General features: G+C 70.8%; 22 protein-coding genes and 1 pseudogene. 8 read left to right on the top strand and 15 right to left on the bottom strand.

Annotation, left to right across the window (positions count from 1 at the left end):
- Positions 1-7: 7 nt before the first annotated feature.
- Positions 8-823 (top strand): class F sortase, encoded by an 816-nt coding sequence (locus tag BC793_RS23645; protein ID WP_109595697.1) that lies wholly within the window; start codon positions 8-10, stop codon positions 821-823.
- Positions 824-827: 4 nt separating this feature from the next.
- Here the strand turns inward: BC793_RS23645 and BC793_RS23640 are convergent, their stop codons facing one another.
- A complete protein-coding gene (locus BC793_RS23640) occupies positions 828-1,373 on the bottom strand; it encodes an HNH endonuclease (RefSeq protein WP_109595858.1) in 546 nt (181 codons plus the stop codon).
- 223 nt (positions 1,374-1,596) lie between these two features.
- Between BC793_RS23640 and BC793_RS23635 the strand changes: the two genes are divergently transcribed.
- From BC793_RS23635 to BC793_RS23625, 3 genes are all read left to right on the top strand, one after another.
- Positions 1,597-2,625 (top strand): mechanosensitive ion channel family protein, encoded by a 1,029-nt coding sequence (locus tag BC793_RS23635; protein WP_239170250.1) that lies wholly within the window; start codon positions 1,597-1,599, stop codon positions 2,623-2,625.
- A 9-nt stretch (positions 2,626-2,634) separates the two neighbouring features.
- Positions 2,635-3,033, top strand: coding sequence for a globin (locus tag BC793_RS23630; RefSeq protein ID WP_109595694.1), 399 nt, complete (start codon positions 2,635-2,637; stop codon positions 3,031-3,033).
- A 62-nt stretch (positions 3,034-3,095) separates the two neighbouring features.
- A complete protein-coding gene (locus tag BC793_RS23625) occupies positions 3,096-4,370 on the top strand; it encodes a delta-60 repeat domain-containing protein (protein ID WP_109595692.1) in 1,275 nt (424 codons plus the stop codon).
- Positions 4,371-4,380: 10 nt separating this feature from the next.
- On the opposite strand, the gene BC793_RS23620 is transcribed toward BC793_RS23625, so the two are convergent.
- The 5 genes from BC793_RS23620 to BC793_RS23600 all read right to left on the bottom strand — a co-directional run bounded on the left by BC793_RS23620 (position 4,381) and on the right by BC793_RS23600 (position 8,420).
- Positions 4,381-4,968, bottom strand: coding sequence for a type III secretion system chaperone family protein (locus tag BC793_RS23620; protein WP_109595856.1), 588 nt, complete (start codon positions 4,966-4,968; stop codon positions 4,381-4,383).
- 128 nt (positions 4,969-5,096) lie between these two features.
- Positions 5,097-5,756 (bottom strand): DUF8185 domain-containing protein, encoded by a 660-nt coding sequence (locus BC793_RS23615; RefSeq protein ID WP_109595691.1) that lies wholly within the window; start codon positions 5,754-5,756, stop codon positions 5,097-5,099.
- On the bottom strand, positions 5,753-6,184 hold the full coding sequence (locus BC793_RS23610; protein ID WP_109595689.1) for an acyl-CoA thioesterase: 432 nt from the start codon (positions 6,182-6,184) through the stop codon (positions 5,753-5,755). The genes BC793_RS23615 and BC793_RS23610 overlap by 4 nt, the downstream gene beginning before the upstream one ends.
- Before the next feature lie 4 nt (positions 6,185-6,188).
- Positions 6,189-7,865, bottom strand: coding sequence for an energy-dependent translational throttle protein EttA (gene ettA / locus BC793_RS23605; protein ID WP_109595687.1), 1,677 nt, complete (start codon positions 7,863-7,865; stop codon positions 6,189-6,191).
- A 99-nt stretch (positions 7,866-7,964) separates the two neighbouring features.
- Complete coding sequence (locus tag BC793_RS23600; protein ID WP_239170251.1) at positions 7,965-8,420, bottom strand: hypothetical protein; 456 nt, start codon at positions 8,418-8,420, stop codon at positions 7,965-7,967.
- Positions 8,421-8,609: 189 nt separating this feature from the next.
- Between BC793_RS23600 and BC793_RS23595 the strand changes: the two genes are divergently transcribed.
- Positions 8,610-10,004, top strand: a complete 1,395-nt coding sequence (locus BC793_RS23595; RefSeq protein WP_109595683.1) for an alpha,alpha-trehalose-phosphate synthase (UDP-forming) — start codon at positions 8,610-8,612, stop codon at positions 10,002-10,004.
- 74 nt (positions 10,005-10,078) lie between these two features.
- Here BC793_RS23595 and cobA read toward each other — a convergent pair whose 3' ends face one another.
- From cobA to cobC, 3 genes are read right to left on the bottom strand one after another with little or no spacing between them, the layout of a single operon-like run.
- A complete protein-coding gene (cobA, locus tag BC793_RS23590) occupies positions 10,079-11,287 on the bottom strand; it encodes a uroporphyrinogen-III C-methyltransferase (protein ID WP_109595681.1) in 1,209 nt (402 codons plus the stop codon).
- Positions 11,288-11,329: 42 nt separating this feature from the next.
- On the bottom strand, positions 11,330-12,382 hold the full coding sequence (gene cobT, locus BC793_RS23585) for a nicotinate-nucleotide--dimethylbenzimidazole phosphoribosyltransferase (protein WP_109595679.1): 1,053 nt from the start codon (positions 12,380-12,382) through the stop codon (positions 11,330-11,332).
- Positions 12,379-13,431: an Rv2231c family histidinol phosphate aminotransferase CobC gene (cobC, locus tag BC793_RS23580; RefSeq protein WP_109595677.1), complete on the bottom strand. Its 1,053-nt coding sequence runs from the start codon at positions 13,429-13,431 to the stop codon at positions 12,379-12,381. The genes cobT and cobC overlap by 4 nt, the downstream gene beginning before the upstream one ends.
- Positions 13,432-13,514: 83 nt before the next feature.
- Between cobC and BC793_RS23575 the strand changes: the two genes are divergently transcribed.
- The gene (locus tag BC793_RS23575) at positions 13,515-15,659 is read left to right on the top strand and encodes a transglycosylase domain-containing protein (RefSeq protein ID WP_109595675.1); all 2,145 of its coding nucleotides are present in this window, start codon (positions 13,515-13,517) and stop codon (positions 15,657-15,659) included.
- A 280-nt stretch (positions 15,660-15,939) separates the two neighbouring features.
- Here the strand turns inward: BC793_RS23575 and BC793_RS23570 are convergent, their stop codons facing one another.
- Both BC793_RS23570 and BC793_RS52705 read right to left on the bottom strand, forming a co-directional pair.
- The gene (locus BC793_RS23570) at positions 15,940-16,572 is read right to left on the bottom strand and encodes a TIGR03086 family metal-binding protein (protein ID WP_109595673.1); all 633 of its coding nucleotides are present in this window, start codon (positions 16,570-16,572) and stop codon (positions 15,940-15,942) included.
- Positions 16,573-16,683: 111 nt separating this feature from the next.
- Entirely contained in the window at positions 16,684-19,542 is a 2,859-nt protein-coding gene (locus BC793_RS52705) for a cobyrinic acid a,c-diamide synthase CobB (protein WP_307784582.1), read from the bottom strand.
- A 138-nt stretch (positions 19,543-19,680) separates the two neighbouring features.
- Here BC793_RS52705 and BC793_RS23555 point away from each other — a divergent pair.
- Positions 19,681-20,493 (top strand): annotated as a pseudogene (locus BC793_RS23555) (SURF1 family cytochrome oxidase biogenesis protein); the annotation flags it as partial.
- A gap of 311 nt (positions 20,494-20,804) precedes the next feature.
- Positions 20,805-21,254, top strand: a complete 450-nt coding sequence (locus BC793_RS23550) for a hypothetical protein (RefSeq protein ID WP_109595670.1) — start codon at positions 20,805-20,807, stop codon at positions 21,252-21,254.
- A gap of 231 nt (positions 21,255-21,485) precedes the next feature.
- Here the strand turns inward: BC793_RS23550 and BC793_RS23545 are convergent, their stop codons facing one another.
- The 4 genes from BC793_RS23545 to BC793_RS23530 all read right to left on the bottom strand — a co-directional run bounded on the left by BC793_RS23545 (position 21,486) and on the right by BC793_RS23530 (position 26,704).
- Positions 21,486-23,270 carry an ATP-dependent DNA ligase gene (locus tag BC793_RS23545; protein WP_239170252.1) on the bottom strand — a complete coding sequence of 595 codons (1,785 nt, stop codon included), beginning with the start codon at positions 23,268-23,270 and terminating at the stop codon, positions 21,486-21,488.
- Positions 23,271-23,458: 188 nt separating this feature from the next.
- Positions 23,459-23,647 (bottom strand): hypothetical protein, encoded by a 189-nt coding sequence (locus tag BC793_RS23540; protein ID WP_249037389.1) that lies wholly within the window; start codon positions 23,645-23,647, stop codon positions 23,459-23,461.
- Between the two features lie 219 nt (positions 23,648-23,866).
- On the bottom strand, positions 23,867-25,342 hold the full coding sequence (locus BC793_RS23535) for an FAD-dependent monooxygenase (RefSeq protein WP_109595668.1): 1,476 nt from the start codon (positions 25,340-25,342) through the stop codon (positions 23,867-23,869).
- A 15-nt stretch (positions 25,343-25,357) separates the two neighbouring features.
- Positions 25,358-26,704, bottom strand: coding sequence for a dipeptidase (locus tag BC793_RS23530; protein WP_170167268.1), 1,347 nt, complete (start codon positions 26,702-26,704; stop codon positions 25,358-25,360).
- Positions 26,705-26,749 lie beyond the last annotated feature (45 nt).

Here is a 26,749-nt window from a genome sequence, read left to right as displayed (position 1 = left end):
GCCCGGCGTGGCCAGCGGGGACCAGAGGCCGCCCCGGGCGCGCGTGCCGGAGGCGGTGGCACGCAAACGCCCGGCGCAGATCATCACGGCACCACCGCCCGGGTCCATCACCGGGCCCCTGCCGCCGACACCGGAGATCCGCGGCCGTTCACCGTTCCGGCTCGCGCTCCCGGGCCGGATGCCGAAGCCGCAGCCGATCCGTGGTCGCAAGGGCGGGATGGCCGGGGTGGTCGCGCTGGTGCTGCTCTTCGTGGGGCTGTTCGTGGTCGGCCTGGGGCTGGGCTTCGCGACCGGCTTCGACGTCGGCAGCCTGTTCCGTGGCCCGGACGAGCCCCCACCACGGGCGTTCCCGGTGCTGGAACCGAGCCGGCCGCAGCGGCTGGAGATCCCGGCGATCCGGGTGTCGGCGCCGATCCTGGAGGTGGGACTGGCCGGTGACGGGTCGGTGGGCGTGCCGCCGCTGCGCCGGCACAACGAGGCCGGCTGGTTCGAGGGCGGGCCGACGCCGGGACAGTTCGGGCCGGCGCTGATCGTGGGGCACGCGGACACGCGTACCGGACCGTCGGTCTTCCATCGTCTCGACGAGTTGCGGCCGGGCCAGGAGATCCGGGTGAGCCGCCAGGACGGGTCGATCGCCGTCTTCAAGGTCAACTCGGTGGAGACGTTCGACAAGGGTTCGCTGCCCGCCGAGCGTGTCTACGGTGACTACACCCGGCCGTCGCTGCGCCTGATGACGTGCGGCGGCAGATGGCTGGGCGGGGAGGAGGGCTACGAGGACAACATCGTCGTCTTCGCCTCTCTGGTCGACTCCCGCGACGCCTGACCGGTCAGGCGGCCTCGGCCTCGACCGGGGCGGTGGGCAGGTCGAGCCAGTCCCTCCAGCGGGGGTCCGGGGTGCGGTGACCGAGGACCCGCCACGCGACGCCGCGCGGGGCGGCCGGCGGGGCGTGCAGGCGCCAGCCCAGCTCGGCCGGGGTCTTGTCACCCTTGCTGTGGTTGCACTTGGCACAGGCGGCCACCACGTTGTCCCAGGCGTGCAGCCCACCGCGGCTGCGCGGGAAGACGTGGTCGATGGTCTCGGCGGAGCCGCGGCAGTAGGCGCAGCGGCCGCCGTCGCGGGCGAAGATGGCCCGGCGGGAGAGGCCGACGTGCGTGCGGTACGGCACCCGCACATACCGCGTGAGGCGGACGACCGAGGGAACGGGGACGGTCTGGTGTGCGCTGTGCAGGAGGCCGTCACCGTCGGAGACGCACTCGGCTTTGGCGGTGAGGAGCAGGATGGTCGCTCGACGCACCGATACGACGCACAGCGGCTCGTAGGTGGCGTTGAGAACTAACGCGGAAGAGCCAACCGTGGGTCGTATGTCAGGCATCGCGATCACCCTTCCGGTGTCAGTTGCTGTAAACCGCTCCCATAGCCCATACGTGTGTGAGATCGGCCTCGTCGAACGAGGCCGTTGCGCCAATAGTCCCTGATGGATGACCAAATTGCGAGCAGAATCCGTAGCCGTTCGGTAAACGTCTGAGGTCTTCACCCGGCCCGACCCGGTACCTTGACTACCCGTGTTCCCCTTAGCCCCGACCACGCCATCACCGGTGCCCTCGGATGTCTTCAAGACTCCCGAGTGCAAGGAGGATGTGCTGTGCACCCAGATCTTCGACTGGACCCAGAGCGTCTGGCTGGCTAACAGCAGTTACGTCGTGGTGATCAAGCCTCTGCGGATCGCGATGATCGTCCTGATCTCGCTCCTGATCCGCTGGCTGCTGCATCGCGCCATCTCCCGGCTGGCGACGACCAGCTCGCGGGCCTCGATGCCGGCGCTGCTGAAGCCGCTCAAGGAGAAGGTGACGGTCACCGCCGAGGAGGGGACGTTCATCCCCGAGCGGCGGCGGCAGCGGGCCGAGGCCATCGCGTCGGTGCTGCGCAGCTTCGTCAGTGCTGTGATCTTCACCATGGCCGCGCTGCTGGTGATGGGCGAGCTCGGTTTCAATCTGGCTCCGCTGCTGGCCAGTGCCGGAATCGTCGGCGTGGCCCTCGGTTTCGGCGCGCAGAGCCTGGTCAAGGACCTGATCGCCGGCCTGTTCATGCTGCTGGAGGACCAGTACGGCGTGGGCGACACGGTCGACCTGGGCGAGGCCACCGGTGTGGTGGAGAGCGTCGGCCTGCGGATCACCACGGTCCGCGACGCGCGCGGTGTGCTCTGGTACATCCGGAACGGCGAGATCGTCCGGGTCGGCAACAAGAGCCAGGGCTGGGCGATGGTGGTGGTGGACATCCCGATCGGCTTCGTCAACTCGGAGGAGGCGATCGCCGTGCTCAAGGCCGCGGCCGAGACGGTCGCCCACGATCCGGAGCACGAGACCGGGTTCCTGGAGCCGCCGGACGTGATCGGCGTCGAGCAGCTCACCGTGGACGGTGCGGTGATCCGGACCATCGCCAAGACGACCGCCGACGGCCAGGTGTCCATCCAGCGTGACCTGCGCCGGGCGCTGACCGAGTCGCTGGAGACGTCCGGTCTGTCCGAGCGGATCGCGGCGTCCCGGCTGCTGCCGCGCAGTGCCGTACCGCCGTCGTGGATGGGTGGCGGTGCCTCGGCGCCGGAGCAGCCCGGCGGCGCGACCTAGGATGGAGCGGTGAGCGCACCGACCTTCTTCGACGCCGTGGGCGGCGAGCCCACCTTCCGGCGCCTCGTCGACAAGTTCTACGAGGGTGTCGCGGGGGACCCGCTGCTCCGGCCGATGTATCCCGAGGAGGACCTCGGGCCGGCCGCCGACCGGTTCACGCTCTTCCTGATGCAGTACTGGGGCGGCCCGACGACGTATTCCGACAATCGCGGTCATCCGCGGCTGCGGATGCGGCACGCACCGTTCCGGGTCGACGCGGCGGCACGGGATGCCTGGCTGAGCCACATGCGGGTGGCGGTCGACTCCCTCGGCCTGCCCGCCGAGCAGCGCGACCAGCTCTGGGACTATCTGGAGCGCGCGGCCTATTTCATGGTGAATGCGATGGATCCCGCGGAGCCTCCGGGCTGACAGTGTCGCGGCGGCCGATGGCTCGTTGATCGGATTGTCACTCACAATCCGGGAGCCCTTCCATGCGCCGTCGTCTGCTCGCAGCCGCCGCCGTCGCGGCCGTCGCCATACCCGCGGTGGCCAGCGCACCTCCGGCGACAGCCGACACGTATCACCCGACCGTGGTCTCGGCCGACCCGGTGGACTTCACGCCGCACGTCCTCGACGGCACGGTGTGGTCGCTGGCGCTGGTGGGCGACACGGTGGTGGTCGGTGGCGCCTTCACCAAGGTGTCCGACGCGAGCCGGCGGGTGACGTTCGCGCGCAAGAACATCTTCGCGTTCGGGTTGCACGACGGGCAGATCCGGACGTTCGCCCCCGAGGTGGACGGCGCCATCTATTCGCTGGCCACCGGGCCGGACTACTCGGTCTACCTGGGCGGCGCGTTCAAGAGCGTGAACGGCGCGGCGCAGCGTGGACTGGCCCGGGTGTCGCTGCACGACGGTTCCCGCTACTCCTCCTTCGGCGCCCGGGTCAACTGGGGTGACGTACGGTCCCTGTCGAGCCGGGGCGGCAGCCTCTACGCCGGTGGCACGTTCTCGGCGGTCAGCGGGATCCGCCGGTCCGGGCTGGTCCGGCTCAACGCGCTGACCGGTGTGGTGGATCAGGGGTTCGACGCGCGGCTGGCCGGGCCGGGGCTGAAGCGGGTCCGGGTCGAGCACTTCGACGTCTCCCTGGACGGCCGGAAGCTGATCGCCGTCGGCGCCTTCCTGAAGTCGGGGACCGCAGCCCGCAACCAGATCGCCCTCTTCGACGTCGGCGGGCCGGGCGCGAACCTGACCGGCTGGTACACCGACGCTTTCGTCCCGACCTGCATGCAGGGCTTCGACACCTACCTCCGGCAGGTCAAGTTCTCACCGGACGGTTCCTACATCGTGGTGGCGGCGACCGGCCGCGCGTCGTCGGCGCAGAAACTGTGCGACTCGGCGGCACGGTTCGAGACCCGCGCCGCCGGTAAGCAGAACCCGACCTGGGTGCAGCGGACCGGCGGTGACTCGCTGTACGCGGTGGCGATCACCGGGCCGGCCGTCTACCTGGGCGGGCACCAGCGGTGGTTCGACAACCCGTACGGCACCGACGGGAACGGCCCCGGGCCGGGAGCGGTGTCGCGGCCCGGTATCGGCGCGGTCAACCCGAACACCGGCAAGGCCCTGGAATGGAATCCGACGCGGTCCCGCGGGGTCGGGGTGCGCGCCTTCCTGGTGACCCCGCACTTCCTGCTGGTCGGCTCGGACACCGACGAGCTGGGCCGCGAATATCACGGCCGGGTCGGCATGTTCCCGCTGCCGGGCGCCTAGCGGCCCCGGGTCAGAGGAGGGCGCCCTCGTCATGGAGCCAGTCCACGAACGAGGTGGCCACGGCCGCGCCGCAGTCGAGCAGCTCGACGAGCAGCGAGTCGTGGACGCCCGCGGCGAGGGGCACCTGGAGCTCCGCGTAGATCGGCAGCTGGCCGCGCTCGGTGGCGTCGCCCACGTAGGCCTTGCAGAAGCGCCGGGTGTGGTTCCACTCGTTGACCACGCGGTAGGCGCGGTCCGCCCAGTCCGGCGGGACCGTCGCGTGTGGTCGGGCCCGCATGACCAGGATCTCGTCCTCCGGGCCCTCCAGGGTGAACAGCACGGCGTGCCGCTCCCACATGGCCAGCAGGCTGCCGCCGCCGTCGGCCAGGAACCGGATGTCGAGCAGGTCGAGCGCCTTGCCGACCCGGGCCAGCTGCACCGGCATGACCGGATCGGATGCGCTGGTCGTGGACAGTTCGGACGAGACCCCGGAGCGGCTCGGCTCACGCTGGGCCGGAACACCGACGCGAACGGTGCTCTGCACCGCAACCTCGCCGCCGCCGGCATCCGTCTGCTCGTTTCCCGCAGCCGATCCCGGACGCCATGACCACCACGGCATCGTGTGCACCTCACTCCCCAACAGACCCACGCCGGACGTTGCAGTGGATCCGAGGGCCGACGGTACCCGCACCCTTCGTGAAGGTCATCCCCCTAACGGGAGGGCGGGACCAGAAGAACGATCCACCGTCACCCTTTCGGGTGAGCCACCATCGGCATAACGGTCAATTTGTGGACGCTCTGTCGCCACGCTACTCCATATGGTGCAGAAATTCCCACCCAGCCGCCGGCCACGCGAACCCTGGCCTCTGCCTGGTCCCCATCTCTCGGACCGAGGAAACCCATCCGGGCGACCGCCTGCACGAGCCGCTGGGAGATCCGCACCGGCTCGCCGGACTCCGGGGTGACCACCATCGCCACGTGGTCGAGGAGGGCGTCGCGCACCGCCCGCTGGCCGACCGCACGCCCGGACATCCCGCCCGAGGCGATCTCCCGCAGGGTGCCGGCCGCGGCATCGGCGAGCTGTGCCAGCTCCGTGCCGGAGATCGACTCGACGGCCCGGCTGGCCGGCGGCGGCAACGGCCACCGCCACTGGGTGTCACGCCGCTCCGGCAACGATCCGCCACCGGCGGCCAGGACCGCGAGCAGCGCACTCGCCGAGACCGTGGCGTCGCCCGGCCCGGGACCGGCCACCTCACGGGTGACCAGCACGTCCCACGGGAGGTGGGCCCAGAGAGCGGTCCGCCCACCGGACGAGCGGAGCCGCACCGGTGCGGCCGGATCGAGCCGGGTGAGCCGCGCCAGGAACGCGCCTGCGTCGGGAACCCCGAGCAGGCCGTGCTCACTCATGACCGGTCAACGTTCATCGCAGACACCTCGGTGTACGGCTTGAGAAAGGCCCGCTCGGCGTCGGACAGCCGGCGCGGATGGCCCTGGGCCAGGTTGTACGGCACACAGACGGACTTCGCCCGGCTGGCCAGCACCCCGTCGTCGAACATCTCGTACGACACGGTGAACGACGCGACCCGCAGCTGCGACACCCACATCTCGATGCGGACCGGGTCACCGAAGTCGATCGGCCGCAGATAGTCGATCTCGTGGCGGGCGATCACGATGCCCTCCTCGAAGGAACCCAGGCCGTGTGCCCTGGCCCCGACGAAGAACATCGCCACGCGCGCCTCCTCGTAGAGAGTGAGGAAGCGCGCGTTGTTGACGTGCCCGTACGCATCCATGTCGGACCAGCGCACGGGCACGTCGTAGACGAACCGCTCGGTCACAGGGTCAGTCTCGGGTGAGCTTGCGGTAGGTCACCCGGTGCGGACGGGCCGCCTCGGCACCGAGACGGTCGATCTTGTTCTTCTCGTACGCGTCGAAGTTGCCCTCGAACCAGAACCACTTGTCCGGGTCCTCCTCGGTGCCCTCCCACGCGAGCATGTGGGTGGCGACACGGTCGAGGAACATCCGGTCGTGGGAGATGACCACGGCGCAGCCGGGGAACTCCAGCAGGGCGTTCTCCAGGCTGGAGAGGGTCTCGACGTCGAGGTCGTTGGTCGGCTCGTCGAGCAGGATCACGTTGCCGCCGATCTTCAGCGTCATCGCGAGGTTGAGCCGGTTGCGCTCGCCGCCGGACAGCACCTTGGTCGGTTTCTGCTGGTCCGGGCCCTTGAAGCCGAAGGCCGCAACGTACGCCCGGGAGGGCATCTCGACCTTGCCGACCATCATGTGGTCGAGACCGTCGGAGACGACCTCCCACACCGTCTTGGTGGGGTCCAGGCCGGCGCGGCTCTGGTCGACATACGACAGCTTGACGGTCTCACCGATCCGCACGCTGCCCTCGTCCGGCTTCTCCAGCCCGACGATGGTCTTGAACAGGGTGGTCTTGCCGACGCCGTTCGGGCCGATGATGCCGACGATGCCGTTACGGGGCAGCGAGAACGACAGGTGGTCGATGAGCGTACGCCCGTCGAAGCCCTTGACCAGGTCGTTGGTCTCGATGACGGTGTTGCCCAGACGCGGGCCCGGCGGAATCTGGATCTCCTCGAAGTCCAGCTTCCGGGTCTTCTCCGCCTCGGCGGCCATCTCCTCGTAGCGGTCCAGACGGGACCGGCTCTTGGTCTGGCGGGCCTTGGCGTTGGACCGCACCCATTCGAGTTCCTCGGACAGGCGCTTCTTCATCTTGGCGTCCTTGCGGCCCTCGACGGAGAGACGCGCGGCCTTCTTCTCCAGGTACGTGGAGTAGTTGCCCTCGTAGCCGATCGCCCGGCCGCGGTCCAGCTCGAGGATCCAGCCGGCCACGTTGTCCAGGAAGTACCGGTCGTGGGTGATCGCCAGGACGGTGCCCGCGTACTTCGACAGGTGCTGCTCCAGCCAGTGGACACTCTCCGCGTCCAGGTGGTTGGTGGGCTCGTCGAGCAGCAGCAGGTCGGGCGCCTCGAGCAGCAGCTTGCAGAGTGCGACCCGGCGGCGCTCACCACCGGAGAGCTGGGTGACGTCGGCGTCCGGCGGCGGGCAGCGCAGCGCGTCCATCGCGAGGTCGAGTTTGGAGTCGACGTCCCACGCGTCGAGGTGGTCGAGCTCCTCCTGGAGCTTGCCCATCTCGTCCATCAGCTCGTCGGTGTAGTCGGTGGCCATCTGCTCGGCGATCGCGTTGAAGCGGTCGAGCTTGGCCTTCGTCTCCGCGACGGCCTCCTCGATGTTGCCGAGGACGGTCTTCTCCTCATTGAGCGGCGGCTCCTGCGCCAGCATGCCGACGGTGTAGCCGGGCATGAGCCGGGCCTCGCCGTTGCTGGTCTTGTCGAGCCCCGCCATGATTTTGAGCAGGCTGGACTTACCGGCGCCGTTCGGGCCGACGACACCGATCTTGGCGCCTGGCAGGAAGCTCAGCGTCACGTTGTCGAGCACGACCTTGTCGCCGTGCGCCTTGCGCGCCTTTTCCAGGACGTAGATGTACTGGGCCACGGTGTGCCCTACCTCCGAGATCGTGGATTTGTCGGTGCCGGGATCAAAGGACAATCTTTCCACCCGGCACGGCCGCGCCCAACGGCAACCCCGGGCACTTCAATCCTGGACGACGTCCTGCTCCTCGACCGTGCCGTCCCGGTGCGTGATGACGAGCCGGGTGGAACTGACCGTGAAGGTGGCCCCGTCCGTCGCCGTGGCGGTGAAGGCGCCGACACCGTCGTACTGCACGTGGGCCAGGAACAACGCGGTCTGGTTCTCCACCCACGGAGCCTCCGCGCCGCCCTTGTTGGCGTGGTAGTAGAGAGTGCCGCCGGCGTCCTGACAGACCCAGACGACCGCCCGGCTCTCCGTCCGTACCCGCAGGACCTGCCGTAATTCTCCGTCGGCTCCGAATTGAGCACCCATCTTCTGGGTACGGTCCAGGCACGCCTGACCGGTCGGGAGGAGTCCCGCGGTCGCGTCCGGGTCCGGGCGGGTGACGCCGCGCCGTTCGGAGAGCAGATAACCGCCGATCAGACCGATGATCGCGAGCAGCGCCGTGGCAATCACCACAGGAAAGAACAAAGGTTGCCGTCGCTGGGAATGATCATCAAGCGGGGTCACCGGCACAGAATGGCACCCCGTCCCGACCGGGTCCATCACCGTCGATCACGGCGGTGAAGCCGGAGCCGGTGAGAAAGCGAGAGCTTACACACAGTAGGCTCACGTTGGGAACAGAAACCACTCGGAGGTGTACTCAGCGTGGCCCAACGAAGTTCCTTCGTCGTCGTCGCCAACCGTCTGCCCGTGGACGAGGTCACTACGCCGGACGGTGAGAAGCAGTGGCGGCCCAGTCCGGGCGGCCTGGTCACAGCCCTGCATCCGGTCCTGGTCGAGCATCAGGGCACCTGGATCGGATGGGCCGGTGGTTCGGGTGAGGCACCCGAACCGTTCGACCTCGAAGGCATCCACATCCACCCGGTTCCGCTCAGCGACGAGGAGCTGGAACGCTATTACGAGGGTCAGTCCAACGCGACCATCTGGCCGCTCTACCACGACGCCGTCGAGACCCCGGTCTACAAACGGCGCTGGCGTGAGACGTACCGGGTGGTCAATCACCGGTTCGCCCAGGCCGCGGCGGAGGTGGCCGCGGAGGGCGCCACCGTCTGGGTGCAGGACTACCAGTTGCAGCTGGTCCCGTCGATGCTCCGGGAGATGCGTCCCGACCTGAAGATCGGGTTCTTCCTGCACATCCCGTTCCCGCCGATCGAGCTGTTCATGCAGATGCCGTTCCGGGCCGAGATCCTGCGCGGTCTGCTCGGCGCCGACCTGGTCGGCTTCCAGCAGCGGCTGGCCGCCCAGAACTTCGTCCGCCTGGCCCGGCACCTGCTCGGCCTGCGCTACGAGGGCCAGTCGATCCAGGTCGACGGGCGCAAGGTGAAGGCCGGGGCGTTCCCGATCAGCATCGACACCGCCGAGATGGAGCGGCTCGCCGCCGATCCGTCGGTGCAGGCGCGGGCCAAGCAGATCCGCGCCGAGCTGGGCGATCCGAAGACGGTGATCCTCGGTGTCGACCGGCTCGACTACACCAAGGGCATCGAGCTGCGCCTCAAGGCGTTCCGGGAGCTGCTCGCCGACGGCAAGCTCAACGTCGGTGAAGCGGTCATGATCCAGGTCGCCACGCCCAGCCGGGAGCGGGTCGAGCACTACCAGACCCTGCGGGTGAAGGTGGAGCGCGAGGTCGGCCGGATCAACGGCGAGTTCGGCCGGGTCGGCACGCCGGCCGTGCACTACCTGCACCAGTCGGTCGACAAGCAGGAACTGGCCGCGATGTATGCGGCGGCCGACGTGATGATGGTGACCCCGCTGCGTGACGGCATGAACCTGGTCGCCAAGGAGTACATCGCCTGCCGCGGCGACAGCGGCGGCGCACTGGTGCTCAGCGAGTTCGCCGGTGCGGCCACCGAGCTGCGGCAGTCGTTCCTGTGCAACCCGCACGACCCGGACGGGGTCAAAGACGCGCTGTTGCGTGCGGTCGGCGCCGAGCCGTCCGAGCTGAAACGGCGGATGCGGGTGATGCAGCGGCATCTGCGCACCCACGACGTGGCCCGCTGGGCACGCTCGTTCCTCGACGAACTCGGCGTCGAAGAGGACTGAGGTCACCGAGAGGACGCCGGGCCGAAATCGGCCCGGCGTCACTGCGTGCGGCTGGTACGGACGGTCTGCGCCGATCAGCCCGCGACCGGGGTGAACTGCTCCCCCACCGCGACGACCTCGCCGATCACCACGACCGCGGGTGGCCGGATGCCGGCCGCCGTGGTCTCCCCCGCGACCGCCCCGAGCGTGCTGGTCAACGACCGCTGGTGGGCCGTCGACCCCTCCTGGACCACACCGACCGGGGTGTCCGCGGAACGGCCCTCGGCGATCAGCCGCTCGGCGATCAGCGGCAGGTTCTTCAGGCCCATCATCACCACGAGGGTGCCGCGCAGCCGGGCCAGGGCGGACCAGTCGACGAGCGAGTCCGGGTGGTCCGGTGGGATGTGCCCGGAGATGACGGTGAACTCGTGCGCCACCCCCCGGTGGGTGACCGGGATCCCGGCCAGCGCGGGAGCAGCGATCGAACTGGTCACGCCGGGCACCACGACCACCGGCACACCGGCCTGGGCGCAGGCCAGCGCCTCCTCACCGCCGCGGCCGAAGACGAAGTTGTCGCCGCCCTTGAGCCGGACCACGAACTTCCCCTGGGTCGCCCGGTCCACCAGGATCCGGTTGATCTCCTCCTGGGCGGCCTGCGGACCGTAGGGGATCTTGGCGGCGTCGATCAGCTCCACCTCGGGGCGCAGGTCGCCGAGGAGCATGCCGGGAACCAGCCGGTCGGCGACCACCACGTCGGCGGCCGCGAGCAGCCGGCGGCCCTTCACGGTGATCAGCTCGGGGTCGCCGGGGCCGGCGCCGACTAGGGCCACGCCCTTGAGCTCGGGTGCGGCCGGCGGGGAGGCCTCCAGGACGTTCGCCACCATGTCGCGGACCGCCATCGCACGGCGGCGGTCACCACCGTCGGTGACCGCCACGGTGACCTGACCGTGCCGGGTCACGGCCGGGGTCCAGGCGGTAGCGGCGTCGCGGTCGTCCGCTCGTACACAGAAGATCCGATTCTGCTCTGCCGCCACGCTGACCTGGGCCGCCGCCTCCGGGTCGTCGATCGCGACATGGACCACCCAGGCACCCTCGACGTCGCCGGGCTCGAAGCGCCGCGGCGTCCAGACCGCCCGGCCGGCGTCGACGTGCCCCTGCAGGGTGGGGGTGAGCTCCGGGGAGACGATCTCGAGCCGGGCACCCGCGGCGATCAGGGCCGGCACCCGGCGGGTGGCGACCGAGCCACCGCCGACGACCAGCACGCGACGGCCCTCCAGCCGCAGGCCAAGGGGGTAGATGCTCATTTCTCCGACACTCCCGCGCTCATTTCTCCCGCACTCCCGCGCTCATTTCTCCGACACTCCCGCCGAGTCGAACGTCGCCACCTCGTGCAGCACGCGCACCGCGGCCTGCACGACGGGCAGGGCCAGCACCGCTCCGCTGCCCTCGCCGAGGCGCATGCCCAGGTCGAGCAGCGGCTCCAGACCGAGATGGGCGAGCGCCACCGAGGCACCCGGCTCGGCGGAACGGTGCCCGGCGACCATCGCGGCCACCGAGTCGGGGGCGAACGCCGCGGCGGCGACGGCGGCCGAGGCGGCGATCACGCCGTCGATGATCACCGGCACCCGGCACGCGGCGGCACCGAGGATGAACCCGGTCAGCGCGGCGTGCTCCAGGCCCCCGACCGCGGCGAGCACGCCCAGCGGGTCGGCCGGGTCCGGGGTGTGCCGTTCCAGCGCGGCGGTGACCACGTCGACCTTGTGGGCGAGGGTGTCGTCGTCGATACCGGTGCCGCGGCCGGTGACCACACCCGCCGACGTACCGGTGAAGGCCGCGATCAGCGCGGCCGCGGGCGTCGTGTTGGCGATCCCCATGTCGCCGGTGAGCAGCGCTCTCGCGCCCTGCTCGACGAGCGTCTCGGCGACCCGGACACCGACCTCGATCGCGGCCAGGGTCTCCTCGCGGGTCAGTGCCGGGCCCACGGTCATGTCCCGGGTGCCGCGCCGCACGTTCGCGTCCAGCAGGTTCGGCCCGCCGTGCAGCGGGATCGCCACCCCGACGTCGACCACCATGACGTCGGCGCCGGTCTGCCGGGCGAACGCGTTGACCACGGCACCGCCGGCCACGAAATTCGCCACCATCTGTGCGGTGACCTCCTGCGGCCACGGGCTCACCCGCTGGGCGTGCACCCCGTGGTCACCGGCGAAGACCGCGACCGTGGCCGGCTCGGGCAGCGGCGGTGGGCACACCCCGGACAGGCCGGCCAGGCGCACCGACAACTCCTCCAGCGCGCCCAGCGAGCCGGCCGGCTTGGTCAGACGGGCCTGTAGGTCGCGGGCCGCGGTCATCGCCTCGGCGTCGGCCGGCCGGATGGCCGCCAGGGTGGTCTCCAGCGTCACGGTCGCTCCTCGATCACTTCGCTCAGAGTCTGCACGAATCGGTCTGTGGTGGCAGTGTCGCGCACCGCAATCCGCAGCCAATCCGCACCCAGCCCCGGGAAGGTGTCGCCACGGCGCACCGCGTAGCCACGTTCGCGCAGGTCAGCGCGGATCTGATCGGCACCGGGGAGGCGTACCGGAACGAATGCGGACGCCGGATCGCCGGGAACCGTGACGCTCGGCACTCGCCGCAGCCGTTCCACCAGATGGGCGCGCTCGGCCGCGAGGGCCGCGGCGATGTCGCGTTCCGCGGCGACGGCGACCGGCGAGGCGCACGCGCTCGCCGCGGCGAGCGCCGGCGTGGAGACCGCCCAGAGGGGCTGCGCGGCGGCCAGCCGCCGCAGCAGATCGGCCGGGCCGAGCGCGTAGCCGATCCGCAGGCCGGCCAGTCCCCACGTCTTGGTCAGGCTGCGCAGCACCACCAGACCGGGCAGGTCACGGCGCTCGGCCAGGGATTCGGGCTCACCCGGCACCCCCGGCCGGAAGGTGGTGTCGGCGAACGCCTCGTCGACCACCAGCACCCGTCCCGGACGGGCCAGTTTCGCCACGTCGGCAGCCGGATGCAGCACCGACGTCGGATTGGTCGGATTGCCCACGAAGACCAGGTCGGCGTCGTCCGGGACCAGGGCCGGATCGAGCCGGAAGCCGTCCGCCTCACGCAGGATCACCCGCTCGACCCGGTGGCCGGCGTTGCGCAGCGCGGCCTCCGGCTCGGTGAACTGCGGATGCACCACCACCGGCCGGCGGGCATCGCGCAGCGCCTGGGCGAGCAGCACGAACGCCTGTGCCGCACCGGCCGTGAGCAGGACCTCCGCCGGATCCCGACGGTGCCGGGCGGCGACGGCCGCGGTGGCCTTGCGCTCGTCCGGGTACGCCGACAGCGCGCCCAGTGACTCCGCGATCGGCCCGGCCAGCCAGTCGGGCATCCGCTGGTGCCGCACGTTGACCGCGAGATCGATCAGGCCCGCACCCACCTCGGCGTCGCCGTGATGATCGAGGTCGAAACTCATGCGCCCAGCATGCCGGACGGGACGGCCCGCCTGAGTTCGGCCGTTCCGTCCGAACATGAGGCCCTTTGTCATACCTTCAAAGAGTGACGAACCGACCTCCCACCGTAGCCGGAAGAGTCGCCCTCCTGATCCGGGCCGGTCTCATCGCGGGACTGGTCATCACCGGCCTGTCCTACCCGTTCGCCGCACTGGCCGGCATGGGAGTCAAGGCGGGCGCCGAAGCCCTGGAGAACATGCCCGAACAACTCACCGAACTCCCACCGGCACAGACCACCTACGTCTACGCCGGCGACGGCAAGACCCTGCTCACGATGTTCTACGAGGAGCACCGCAAACACATCGCCCTCAAAGACATGTCGCCGTACGTGATCAAGGCGATCGTCGCCTCCGAGGACTCCCGCTTCTACGAGCACAACGGCGTCGACGCCAAGGGCGTGGCCCGTGCGTTCGTCGCCAACCAGAAAGCCGGCGGCGTCTCCCAGGGCGCGTCCACGCTCACCATGCAGTACGTCCGGATGGCGCTGCGGGACAGCGCGCGCACCCCGCAGGAGGCTCTGGAGGCCACCGAGCAGACCGCCGCCCGCAAACTCCGCGAGATGCGGCTCGCCATCGAGGTCGAACAGCGGCTCAGCAAGGAGGAGATCCTCGAGCGGTACCTCAACGCCGCCTACTACGGGCACCGCGCCTACGGCATCTTCGCCGCCTCCCAGATCTTCTTCTCCAAGGCGCCGCGCGACCTCACCCTCACCGAGGCGGCGCTCGTCGCCGGACTGGTCAAGGCGCCGTCCGCCTACGACCCGGCCACCAAGAACCAGAAGGCCGCCCTGGAACGGCGCAACTACGTGATCGACCAGATGCTGAAGAACAACGCGATCACCGCCGAGCAGGCCGCCTCCGCCAAGAAGTCCAAGATCAAACTCAAGTTGAGTACGCCCCCGAACGGCTGCATCTCGGTCGCCCCCAAACACAACGACTGGGGCTTCTTCTGCGACTACTTCATCAACTGGTGGCGCGAACAGCCGGCCTTCGGCCGAACCCCGGTGGAACGCGAGGAGCGCCTGCGACGCGGCGGCTACCGGGTGGTCACCTCCATCGACCCCAGAATCCAGCGGTACGCGATGGGCCACGTCCTGGAGAAGGAGAGGCGCAGTAGCGCCATCGCCCACGGCCAGGTCGTCGTGCAGCCCGGCACCGGCCGGGTACTCAGCATGGCGGTCAACCGCACCTACTCCCTGGACCAGGAGAAGAACGGCCGGCACAGCGACTGGCGGCAGGACGACGACGTCAAGGGCAACTACCCGAACACCGTCAACCCGCTGCTCGGCGGCGGCGACATGGCCGGATACCAGGCCGGATCCACGTTCAAGATCTTCACGATGCTGGCCGCCCTCGAAGAAGGCCTGCCGCTGTCCACCTCCTTCTACTCACCGCAACGGTTCGTCACCCGCTACATCACCGCCCCCGGGCCCGCCACCTGCGGCATCTACTGGTGCCCCAAGAACTCCAGCGCGTCGATGACCGGCACCCAGAACATGTGGACCGGCTTCGGCAAATCGGTCAACACCTACTTCGTCCAGCTCGAACAGCGCGTCGGCGCCGAGAAGGCGGTCCGCATGGCCGAACGGCTCGGGCTCCGCTGGCGCACCGACATCGACCGGAAACTGGCCACCAAGGAGCACGCCTCCGGCTGGGGCGCCTTCACCCTCGGCGTCAGCGACGCCACCCCCGTCGAAATGGCCAACGTCTTCGCCACCCTCGCCGCCGAAGGAAGACACTGCGAACCGATGCCCGTCCTGAGCATCCGCAACCCCGACGGCTCCCACGCCCTTCACCAGGACCGGCTCATCGCCGAGCCCCGCTGCCGCCAGGAGATCAAGGTGAACGTCGCCCGAGCCGCCACCGACGCGGCCCGCTGCGTCACCGGATACGGCTCGGCCCGCGGCGGCTGCGGCGGCTGGGGCACCTCCTCCATGGTCTACGGCACGCTCGGGCGGCCGGTCGCCGGCAAGAGCGGCACCACCGACGGCAACAAGACCGCCTGGTTCAGCGGATACACCCCGCAGCTGGCGGCGGCGGCCTTCGTCGCCGACCCCGACAATCCGGAACACCTGGTCGGGGTGGGGCGCTCGACGATGTCGAAGTACACGGTCGCCCAGACGTTGCGGGACGCCCTCAGAGGCCAACCGCGCGAGGACTTCAAACCGCCCACCGACAAGTACGTCTGGTAGCCGCCCGATGGGCCGCCACCGCGCCTCGTGCCCGGTCGGCGGCCCGTCACCGTCTCTCCCGGCCCGACCGTCCCGTCCCGCCGCCTCGCCGCCTTCAACGCCTCGCCGCCTCGCAGCGTTCAACGCCGAACCGGGATGTCGACGCACTTGCCGGTGCCCAACGGACCCCGTGCCAGGCAACCCTTGCAGCACGGACCGAATCCGCGTCAGGCACCTCTCGCAGCACGGACGGAACCCGCGCCAAGCGCGTCCCTTGCCGCACGGGCCGGGACGAGCGGCGTCAGGCGCCTGTCGCGGCGCGGGTCGGGACGGGGCGGCGGCGGGGTGGTCGCCAGCGCGGGTCTCGGCCCGCCAGACCGATGGTCCTGGTCAAGAGGTCTTCCTCGGGGTCGACCGGGACGCGGGGACCGAACAGGCCGGGAGTGCCCTCGGCCGAACCCTGACCGAGGAACTCGATCAGGACCTCCAAGACCCGGGGATCGGCCGCATAGTCCTGCTCGGTGGCACGGGCGAGATCCCATCCATGCATGATCAACTCGTTCATCGCGAAGGCACCCATCGCGGTGGCCGGCAGGGTCACACCGCCCGCCTGTGCCGTGCCGGTCCAGGCGCCCGGATCGCGCCAGGCGATGCTGAGCTCGGCGAGGAGCACCGGCAGGCGGCTGCGCCAATGTGGAGACAGATGCCCGGCCGAGGGCTGTGGGGGCGGGCCGTCGATGCCGGGGACACCGGCGCGCTTGCGGGCGGCCATCGTGAAGGCCACGGACAGGCCCATCAGATGATCGAGCAGGGCCGCGACCGGCCAGTCGGGGCAGGGGGTCGGCGCGGCGAGATCCCGGTCGTCGACACCCAGCAGCAACGCTCTGATCTGACGAACCGGCGGGTCGAAATCCAGCGGCACGCGGTCGGCCACGGTCTCCTCCTTCGGTTGTCGTAGACCTCACGGTACGAGGGGGGTACGACAATTTCGGAGGCGGCGAAACGACCTTTCGCACGCTGGGCCGCTTCCGGCGACCGGGATCGGTCAGGTGTGCACGGAAAGGTCGACGGTGTGACCGTCAGGACCGTTCGACGTTCCCTGGCCGGGGTGTTGCCCGGGACCCGCCGGCCTGCCCGTCCCCGGCCCCGCCGGCTGCCCGTGATACTCCGGCTGACCGTGGCCACCCGCCTGCCCGGGGAACTGAGACTGGCCGCGCCCACCCGCCTGACGGGGGAAGTCGGACTGACCAGCCCCACCCATCTGGCCGGGGAAGTCGGATTGACCACGCCCACCCGGCTGACCGGGGAAGTCGGACTGCCCGTGGCCGCCCATCTGCCCGGAGAAGTCGGACTGACCACGCCCACCCGGCTGACCGGAGAAGTGGGACTGCCCGGGGCCATCCATGTGTCCACGGAAGTCGGATTGACCCCGGCCATCCGCCTGGTGATGGAAGTGGGAGGCCCCGTGGCCGCCCACCTGGCCATGGAGGTCGGACTGGCCGTGGCCGCCCACCTGGCCATGAGAATCGGACTGGCCGTGACCGCCCGCCCGCCCCTGGAAGTCGGACGGGCCCTGGCCACTCCCCGCGCCCTGGAAATCGGACGGACCGTGGCCGGCGGGATGGTGGAAGTCCGACTGGCCTTGGAAGCCGCCTCGATCGTGGGAATCCGACGGGGCCCGGCCATCGTCTTGCCCTTGGAAGTCCGGCGGACCCTGGTACTCAGCCTGGCCCCGGTCACCCGCGGGCTCACGGAAGTCCGGCGGGCCGAAGAAGCCCGACTGGCTGGGATAGTCGGACTGACTGTGACCGGCGGACTGGTGGAAGTCGGACTGGCCGTGTGAATCAGACTGGCCATGGCCGCCCGCATCGCCGTGGAAGTCGGCTTGGCCGTGGAAGTCGGCTTGGCCGTGGTTGGCGGACTGGGCGTGGTACCCGGGCAGGGGTGGCAGCACCTGTCCCATCAGGGGCGGCTGGCTGTCGTTTGACGAATGGCCGTGGTAACCCGGGAGCGGCGGCAGCACCTGACCGGACAACGGCTGCTGAGCGCCGGGGCCCTGACGGCCGGACATACCCGGCGACATGGGCTGGCCCGAGGAGACGTAACCGGGATTCGCGGAGCCGGGTGCCGGGTTCCCCCCACCCGGACCGCCTGCGCCCGGGATCCCGGAACCGGGAATCGGCTGGCCAGGCGGCACCGAACCGGGGTCGTGCAGCATGCCGGGCGGCGAGCCGAGCGGGACACCCGGGGAGCCTTGGCCCGGCAGGACGCCCGGAGAGCTCGGGCCGGACGGCATGGCCTGGCCGACGGGAACGCTCTGCGGCGGCGCCGGGTGGCCGGCGGGCGGACCGGACGGCATTCCATCCGGAGGGCCGGACGGCGGCCCCACCGGCACCCCCGCCGGAGGGCCGGACGGCACTCCCGGCGGCATCGAGCCCGGCTGGCCGGCGCCCTGCGAACCGGTCGAGCCGGCAGAGTTGTGCGAGCCTGCAGAACCGTGCGGACCGGGCTGACTCTGCGGGCCGGCAGAGTTGTGCGAGCCGGGCTGGTTCTGCGGGCCGGCGGCGCCGGGCGGGCCGGCGTGGGCGGCGGCGACCAGGCGGCGGGCGATCTCCGGGGCGGCGGCCCAGTGCAGGCCGAGCTGGGAGGCGTGCACCTGGCGCCAGACGAAACCCTCGGGGTTGCCCCCCGACCAGGTCCAGGCAGGGGTGGCGCCGGCACGCGGCGTGACGACGGCGCGGTGCTGCTTGTAGCCGGTGATCCGGGCGCCGGCCGGGGCCAGTACCGACGTGCCGGGGGCGGTGGCCTCCCGATAACCGGCGACGGTCTGCTCGGCGGTGGTGGCGGTCGCGTCCAGCACGCCGCACATCGGGCGCCCGTCCAACTCGTGGCCGAGCCAGGGCAGGGCGACGCCCTCGGCGATCACGGGCCAGCCGTCCCGGGCGAACTGGGCGACGGCCGCGCAGAGCCGGCGGTTGGCGGAGAGCTCTTCGGCGTACCCCTCGGGAAGTCCGGCACCCACCACCAAGGCGCGCGTGCCCGGCGGCAGTGCCTCGTCGCGCAGCGGATCGACCACCGCGACGTCGGCGCCGGCGGCGGCGAGAAGCTCGGCCGTCTCCACATAGGTGTAGGGGGCGCCCTGGCCCCCGGCCAGGGCGATCACCGGCCGGTAATCGAACTGCTGGTCGCCGGCCGCCTCGGCCGGTGTCCAGATGGGGCCGGGGATCGGCGGCGCGGACGAGGCGAGCGCCACCAGGCGCTCGATGTCGAGGGAACCGGCGACCGCCTCGCCGAGGCGGCGCACCGCACGTCCCGCCTCGACGGTCTGGTGCGCCACCGGGACCAGGCCGTGGGTGCGGGCCGGTAGGGCGTTGGGCAGGTCACCGCGGTGCAGGGCGCCGAGGACCGGCATGCCGATGTCGTCCATGGCGCTGCGCAGCATCTGCTCGTGCCGGTCCGAGGCGACCCGGTTCAGGATCACGCCGCCGAGGTGCACCATCTCGTCGAACATCCGGAAGCCGTGCACCAGCGCGGCCAGCGAATGGCCCATCGCGGCGACGTCGACGACCAGGACCACCGGTGCGCGGAGGGCGGCGGCGACGGAGGCGGTGCCGTCGATCTCGGGCTGGCCGGTGAGACTGTCGAACAGGCCCATCGCGCCCTCGATGACGGCGACCTGGGCGCCGGAGGCCCCGTGGGCGAAGAGCGGCGCGACACGCTGCGCACCGACCAGGCGCGGGTCCAGGTTGCGACCGGGCCGGCCGGCCGCAAGACCGAGGTACGCCGCGTCGGTGTGATCCGGGCCGACCTTGAAACCCGCCGTCGGGACGCCCCGGCCACTGAGGGCGGCGAGCAGTCCCACGGCGATCGCCGTCTTGCCGTGACCTGATGACGGCGCGCTCACGACCAGACGAGGCTGGGCGGTGATCAATGTCTCCCCCGAAGTTTCCGCAGGCGGCCGCCACGTGTTCTATCGACTGCCGGATGTCGCAGACTACCTGGCTGCGGCCGGAGCCACCGCTTCGCCAGGTAGCCTCAGGGGGTGTACCGGTTCCTGCTGACCCCGCGCTGGCTGGGTGCCGCCGCGCTCACGATCGTCGCCTCGGTGGTCATGGTCATGCTCGGCAACTGGCAGCTGGATCGTTATCGGGAACGCACCGGCATCAATACCCGGATCGACAACGCCAATGCCGTCGCGGCCGTCCCGCTGACCGAGGTGCTCACCGCTCCGACCGTGGCCGGCACTCCCGGCCCTGATCCCGGCGAGGGCCTGGCCTGGACAAAGGTGACCGTGAGCGGCCGCTATGACCCGGCCAACGAGATCCAGGCCCGGGGGCGGACGGTCGGCAGCGAGGTCGGCTTCGAGATCGTCACCCCGCTGATCCTCGACGACGGGACGGCCGTTCTCGTGGACCGGGGCTGGGTGCCCGCGCCGCCCGGTGGGGCCCTCGAATCACCCGAGGTGCCCGCCGCCCCCACCGGCCGTGTCACGGTCGTCGGCCAGGTACACCTGTCGGAAAGTCGACCCGCTCCGGTGGAACGCCGCGACGGCCGCCTTGACACGCGCCGTATCAGCGTGCCTCGGTTGGCGGGCGAGCTGCCGTTTCCGGTGTACGGGGCGTATGTGCTTCTGACCGAGCAGACCCCGGCGGCCGACCCCGCCTTCGTGACGGTCCCCATCCCGCATGAGGACTCGTGGCAGAACGGCGGCTACGCCGTCCAGTGGTGGATCTTCGCCGGCATGGTCTTCGTCCTGTTCGGCTGGCAGGCCCGCCGTGAGGCTCAGGAGGCGTCCGGCGGCGCCCGGCCGGTCAAAGCGGCGGCGGCCCGCCCACGGGATCGGGTCGCCGACGCCGACAGCCGGGACCGGGTCGCAACAGCTGACCGGAAAGCCACCGCGAGCGGGGACCGCGTCGCAGCAGCGGATCGCAAAGCCGCTGAGACCACCGACCGTGTCGCAGCAGCGGACCGGAAAGCCACCGCAAGCGCGGACCGCGTCGCAGCGGCAGATCGCAAAGCCGCCGAGGCCGGGACCAATTAGCTTTCCGGGCACCGTCCCTCTGCCGTGGGGTCGGCCGCTTCCGGCGGCTATGTCGGTGACGGCGAGCGGCGCGGTGTGCGAGCGTCGCCTCGCGACAGAGGGCGGCGCCGATTAATGTCGCGGGCATGACCTTCCCGTCGGGTGATCCGTGGGGCACGCCGTCGCCCCCGGCCGCGTCCGCGACGCCGGGCTCGCCGGAGAACCTGGCGATGCCGGAGCCGTCCGGGCCGGTGATCGTGGAGATCGCCGAGATGCAGATCACCTCCACGTTAGTACTCACGCCGGTGGGAGATCTGCCGCTGGCCGGTTCCCGATGGCTGGTCACCGATCACTGGCTCAGCCAGCGGCGTACTCCGACGTGGGCGAAGATCGTGGCCTTCGGCGGCATCTGTTTCACCGCCGGGCTGAGCCTGTTCCTGCTGCTGTTCAAGGAGCCGGTCGCGCAGGGCACCGTGAATGTCACCGTGACGAGCGGGCAGCATCAGTACGTCGCTCGCGTCCCGGTCCAGCACGAAGACGATGTGGCCGCCATCAACCAGCAGGTCAACTACATCCGGAGCCTCGCCGCCCTGTAGCAGCCGAGGGAGTTTAGGAACGCTCCCGCCGACCCGGGGCAACCCAGGCCGGGGGCAATTCGGGCCGGAGGCAATCCGGGCCAGCAAGCCGGGCCGAAGGCAAGCCGGACCGAAGGCGAGCCGGACCGAAGGCGAGCCGGACCGAAGGCGAGCCGGACCGAACCCAAGCCGGACCGGGCGGCCCGCCGGATTATGGATGACGGCGACGAAACCGCCGACGAGCCGAAGCGCTCAGGACGGTGGCGGTGGGTGGCCAGCCCCGATGGCGCGGACCGTGTCGAGGGTGTCGGCTTCGTCGGCGGACTTGTCGTCCCGGTAGCGGAGGGCCCTGGCGAACCGCAAGGCGACACCACCGGGGTAGCGGGGTGAGGTCTGGACGCCGTCGAAGGCGATCTCCACCACCTGTTCGGGGCGGACGGTCACTCCCCAGCCGTTGTCGGCGACGGCCAGCTCCTTGAAGCGTTCGGTCTGCCAGCGGAGCAGCTCGTCGGTGAGGCCTTTGAAGGTCTTGCCGAGCATGACGAAACCCCCGGTCTGCGGGTCCCGGGCGCCCAGATGCAGGTTGGACAGCCAGCCGTGGCGGCGGCCGTGGCCCCACTCGACGGCGAGGACGACCAGGTCGAGGGTGTGGCGGGGTTTCACCTTCACCCAGGCGGAGCCACGACGGCCGACGTCGTAGGGCGTCTCCGGATCCTTGATCACGACGCCTTCCTGACCGGCTGCCAGGGCTGCGGCGAACGCGGCTGCCGCCTGCTCCTCGGTTTCGGCTATCGACCGGCCGACTGTCGCGGCCGCGGGGACGGTCTCGGCGAGGGCGGCCCAGCGGACCCGGCCGGGTTCGTCGAGCAGGTCGACCCCGTCCAGATGAAGAAGATCGAAGAAGTACGGCCGGAGGCCACTCACCGACGCATCACCGGCGCGCCCGGCCTGAACGGAACCGGCGCCACCGCGGACAGCAGAAGCACCGTCGCTCCCACCGGGCTCGCCGCCGGCCACGAGGGAAGACCCGCCCGGGGCGGGCGACACCGTCGGGACGGTCGCCCCCATCGAGACGGGCGACCCGGCTAGAGCGGCAGACTCGCTCGAAGTAGGCGACCCGGCGGGAGCAGGGGCCTTGCTGCTCGCCGGAGGCGTTCGGCGCGTGGCTGTGCGGGCTCCTCGAGTCGCGGCGCGGCTGGAGGTCTCCTGGAACGGGCGGGGGCGGCCGGACTCGTCGAGGAGCATGGCCTCACCGTCGAGGATCACCTCGCGCAGTGGCATCGCCCGGACCTGGGCGACCACTTCGGGCAGCCGGGCGGTGATGTCGTCGAGGCTCCGGGTGAAGACGGCCACGTCGTCGCCGGAACGGTGCACCTGGATGCGGATGCCGTCGAGTTTGGTGTCGACGACCGCGGGTGAGCCGGTGGCGAGGAGGGCGGCCGCGACGTCGGGGGCGCTGCTCGCCAGCATCGGGCTCAGCGGTGTGCCGACGCGCAGGTGGATCCGGGCCAGGGCGGCGGCGCCACCGGTCAGGGCCGCCTCGGCGACGAGTTTCAGGTCGCCGGAGAGCAGCAGTGCGCGCCGGACCGTGGTGGCCGGCACCTCGGCTGCGGCGGCGATCGCCTCGGCCAGGAGGCCGGCCTGGGCCCCCTGGCGCAGCTCGCCGCCGAACAGGCCGATGAGCAGCAGCTGCTCCGTGGCCGTGGCCGCGCCGAACAGTGCGCCGAGGAGCTGTTTACGGCGGGCCTGCGATCCGGTGCCGGAGACGGCGGAGATCTCCGCGATCGCCGCGTCGACCGCCGCCACGGTCAAGGTCGCCTCGGCTGCGGGCTCGGGCCGGTCACGCAACGAGGCGTAGCCGACACCGGTCTGCCGTTGCCGCAGTTCACCAGCAAGGTAGGCGGCCCCGGCGACGATCTCGCCGGGGCCGAGGCGCCGCAACGCCGCGCCGAGCAGCTCGATCTTCGCCTTGCGGCCCGAGGTCGCGGCGACGGCTGCCGAGGTGGCTGCTATGTCAAGGAACCGCACGATCTCCATCCTGGCAGCCGATCACGCCGTCTGGTGCCCCGTAGACGCACGACGAAACCATGGGCGACCAGTGCGGAAGCCATGCCCGCTGAGGAGCCGGGTGTGAGAAGCGTGGTGGGGGCGGGATCGGGACGGGAGTGCTCACCCCGTACCCCCCGGGAAGTTGTCGGATCTTGATCCTGGGTTTGGGGTCGGCGTCATGCGGCTTTGGGCTCCTCGATGCGGAAGCCGCGGGCGCGGACCGCGTCGGCGACCCGGGCCAGCTCGGCGTCGAGCGTGCAGAGGACTCTGGAGAGATCGTCGAGGTGGTCGGTGAGGGTGGCGTCGTCCCACCCGGAGACGTCGACGTCGCCGAGGGCGCGGGCCGCGGCGCGGAGCCGGGCGATCGACTCGATCCGGTCGCGTGTGCGAAGCCGGTCGAGCGAGTCACGTGGGCCGGCGGGGGTCACCCGGGCCGCGCGACCGGCCAGCGCAGCGGAGAGCTGCGTGGCAGGCCTGTTGGTTGCAGGCATGTTCGGTGCAGGCGAGGCAATCGAACGCATGTTCGAATCCTAACAGGAATGATCGCCTCCGCGAGCGCTGATCCACCCTGTGGACATCGAAATTCACCTACCCAGGGCATGCCGGAACAGCGTGTCGGCGTCGGCCGGTGCGGCGCTCGCGGCGACGAAGCCGTCCGGCCGCACCAGGTAGAAGAGGCCTGGTCGCAAGCCCGTTCCGAGGACCGCCGGGAAGACGTGGACCGGAATCCCGAGGTCGGGCGCGTCGGAGACGCCGACCTCGCCGTACCCATGGATCTGCCAGCAGGCCGCGCGTAGCACCACATGGTTGTCGCCGGTCCAGGGCAGGCGCCGCCCGATCACCGGGTCGCGTGGGCTCGTCGGCTTGGCGTTCGGGTCGAGGCGGTAGTGGATGCGGATCTGCGCGATGTACTGGAACAGGCGGGAGCCGCCGGACGAGCCGGGGAGCAGGCGCACCGCGATCGGGGCGACCAGCGGGACGACGAGGCGCCGCAGCACCCGGACCGGCAGCCGCGTCGAGGTGATCATGTTGAAAAGCCGGTCGGTGGTGGCGACGAGTTTGCGGGCGACCGGACGGCGTTCCGCCTCGTAGCGATCCAGCCAGCCGTCGCGGCGGGTGCCGCGCAGCACGTCGGCGAGTTTGAAGGCGAGGTTGTGTGCGTCCTGGAGGCCGGTGTTCATACCCTGGCCACCGACCGGCGAATGTACGTGGGCGGCGTCCCCGGCCAGGAAGAACGGGCCGTCCCGGAAGGCCGCGGCGACCCGGTGATGCACCCGGTAGGTGGCGAACCAGCGGGCCCGCTCGTAGGTGACGCCGTAGGTGCGCAGCAGCCGCTCGCGGGCGTCCTCCTCGTCGAGGTCGCCGTCCCCGTCGGTGTCCCGGACCAGGCCGATCAGCCGCCAGCGACCCTCGCCCCGCATCGGGAAGCCGAGCAGGAAATCGGTCCGCTCCGGCCGGACGTTGACCGCCTCCGGAACCAGGCCCCGGGCCCCGATCGCGTCCAGCACGAAGAAGCGGTGCGGGTTGGTGACCCCCTCGAAGTCGATCCGGCGGGCCTTGCGGACCACCGAGTTCGCCCCGTCGCAGCCCACGCAGAACCGGGCCCGCACCGTGTGGTTCCCGACTTTCGCCTCGACGCCGTCGTCGGTCTGCACGACCGCGGTCACCGGCGACTCCCAGAACACGTCGCCGCCGAGTTTCCGCAGGTTGTCGTAGAGGATCTCCTCGTTGCGGCTCTGCTCCAGCACCTCGATGAACGGGTACGGCGTCAGGCGCGCGCCGAGCCGGCCGAGCGGAATCCGCCCGAAGGACCGCGCACCGAAGCCGGGCGCAAGCGCCTCGGCCCGGTGCGCGGCCTCGAGAACCTGGTCGCCGATGCCGAGCTGGTCGTAGATCTCCAGGCTGCGCGCCTGTACGACGAGCGCGCGGGACTCCGCCGTCGGGCCGTCCTTGCCGTCCGCGACGATCACCTGCACCCCGAGCCTGGTCAGCCAGTTGGCGAGCATCAGCCCGGTCGGACCGGCGCCCACCACGAGGACCTCACAAGAGAGCTCGGCCATCGGCCACCCCGTTTCCTACCTCGTCAGAGTCTCCGCAACGTTCTTGAGCAGCAGTGCCTCGGCCACACAGACCCGCTCGAACTCGCCCAGGTGCAGGCTCTCGTCCGGTCCGTGCGCCGCCGAATACGGGTCCTCGACGCCGGTCACCAGGATCGCGGCGCCGGGGAAGAGCTCCTGGAAGGTGGCGATGAACGGGATCGACCCGCCGACACCCATGTCCACCGGGTCGGTACCGTCCCACGCGGCGCGGAAGGCGGCACGGGCCGCGTCATACACCGGACCCGTCGCGTCGATCACGCACGGGGAGCCGTCGCTCTCCAGCGTCACCTCCAGGCTCGCGCCCCACGGCACGTTCTTCTCCAGGTGCGCACGGATCGCCTCGAACGCCGACTTCGGGTCCTCGCCGGGCGCCAGCCGCACACTGATCTTCGCCTTGGCGGTGGGCTGCAACGCGTTCGCCGCCTCCAGGGTGCGCGGGGCGTCGATGCCGAGCACCGAGACGGACGGCTTGGTCCAGATCCGGTCGGTGATCGTGCCCTTGCCGATCAGCTCGACACCGTCGAGGATCCCGGCCTCGTGCCGGAACCGGTCGGCCGGGTAGTCGACGCTCGCGCCCTCACGGCCGACCAGACCGGCCACCGCGACCTCGCCGTCGTCGTCGTGCAGGGTCGACAGCAGACGTGCCAGGGTGATCAGCGCATCCGGCACCGGGCCGCCGAACATGCCGCTGTGCACGGCACTCTTCAGCACCCTGACCTCGGCGAACAGGTTGACCAGACCGCGCAGAGAGGTGGTCAGCGCGGGCTGCCCGATATCCCAGTTACCGGAGTCGGCGATCACGATCACGTCGGAGCGCAGCTCCTCCAGGTGCTCGTGGATGATCGTGTCGAGGGAGTCGGAGCCATACTCCTCCTCGCCTTCGACGAACACGACGACACCGACCGGAAGCCGGTCGCCGAACGCGCGCAACGCCGCGACGTGCGCCATCACACCCGCCTTGTCGTCAGCCGCACCACGGCCGTAGAGGCGGCCGTCACGCTCGACCGGCTCGAACGGATCGCTCGTCCACAACGCCGGGTCGCCGGCCGGCTGCACGTCATGATGCGCATACAGCAGGACGGTCGGAGCTCCGGCCGGGGCCGCTTTCCGGCCGATCACAGCCGGCTGGCCGCCGTGGCGCACGATCTCGGTGTCGAGCCCGCAGTCACGCAACAGCTCGGCGACCGCCTCCGCGGACCGCTCCACGTGCGAGTGGTCGAAACCTTCGAAGGCGACACCCGGGATCCGCACCAGCCGTTCCAGGTCGGCGCGGACACCGGGCATCTCGCGCCGGATCGCGGCGCGCAGATCGGATTCACTCAGGCTCATGCCGCCGATCGTAGGCCGGAGTGGTGACAGGTTTCCGGC

The organism is Actinoplanes xinjiangensis (genome assembly GCF_003148685.1).
Lineage (GTDB): Bacteria > Actinomycetota > Actinomycetes > Mycobacteriales > Micromonosporaceae > Actinoplanes > Actinoplanes xinjiangensis.
The sequence above is the reverse complement of the archived record's forward strand: the minus strand, read 5'-3'. Positions and strand labels throughout refer to the sequence as shown.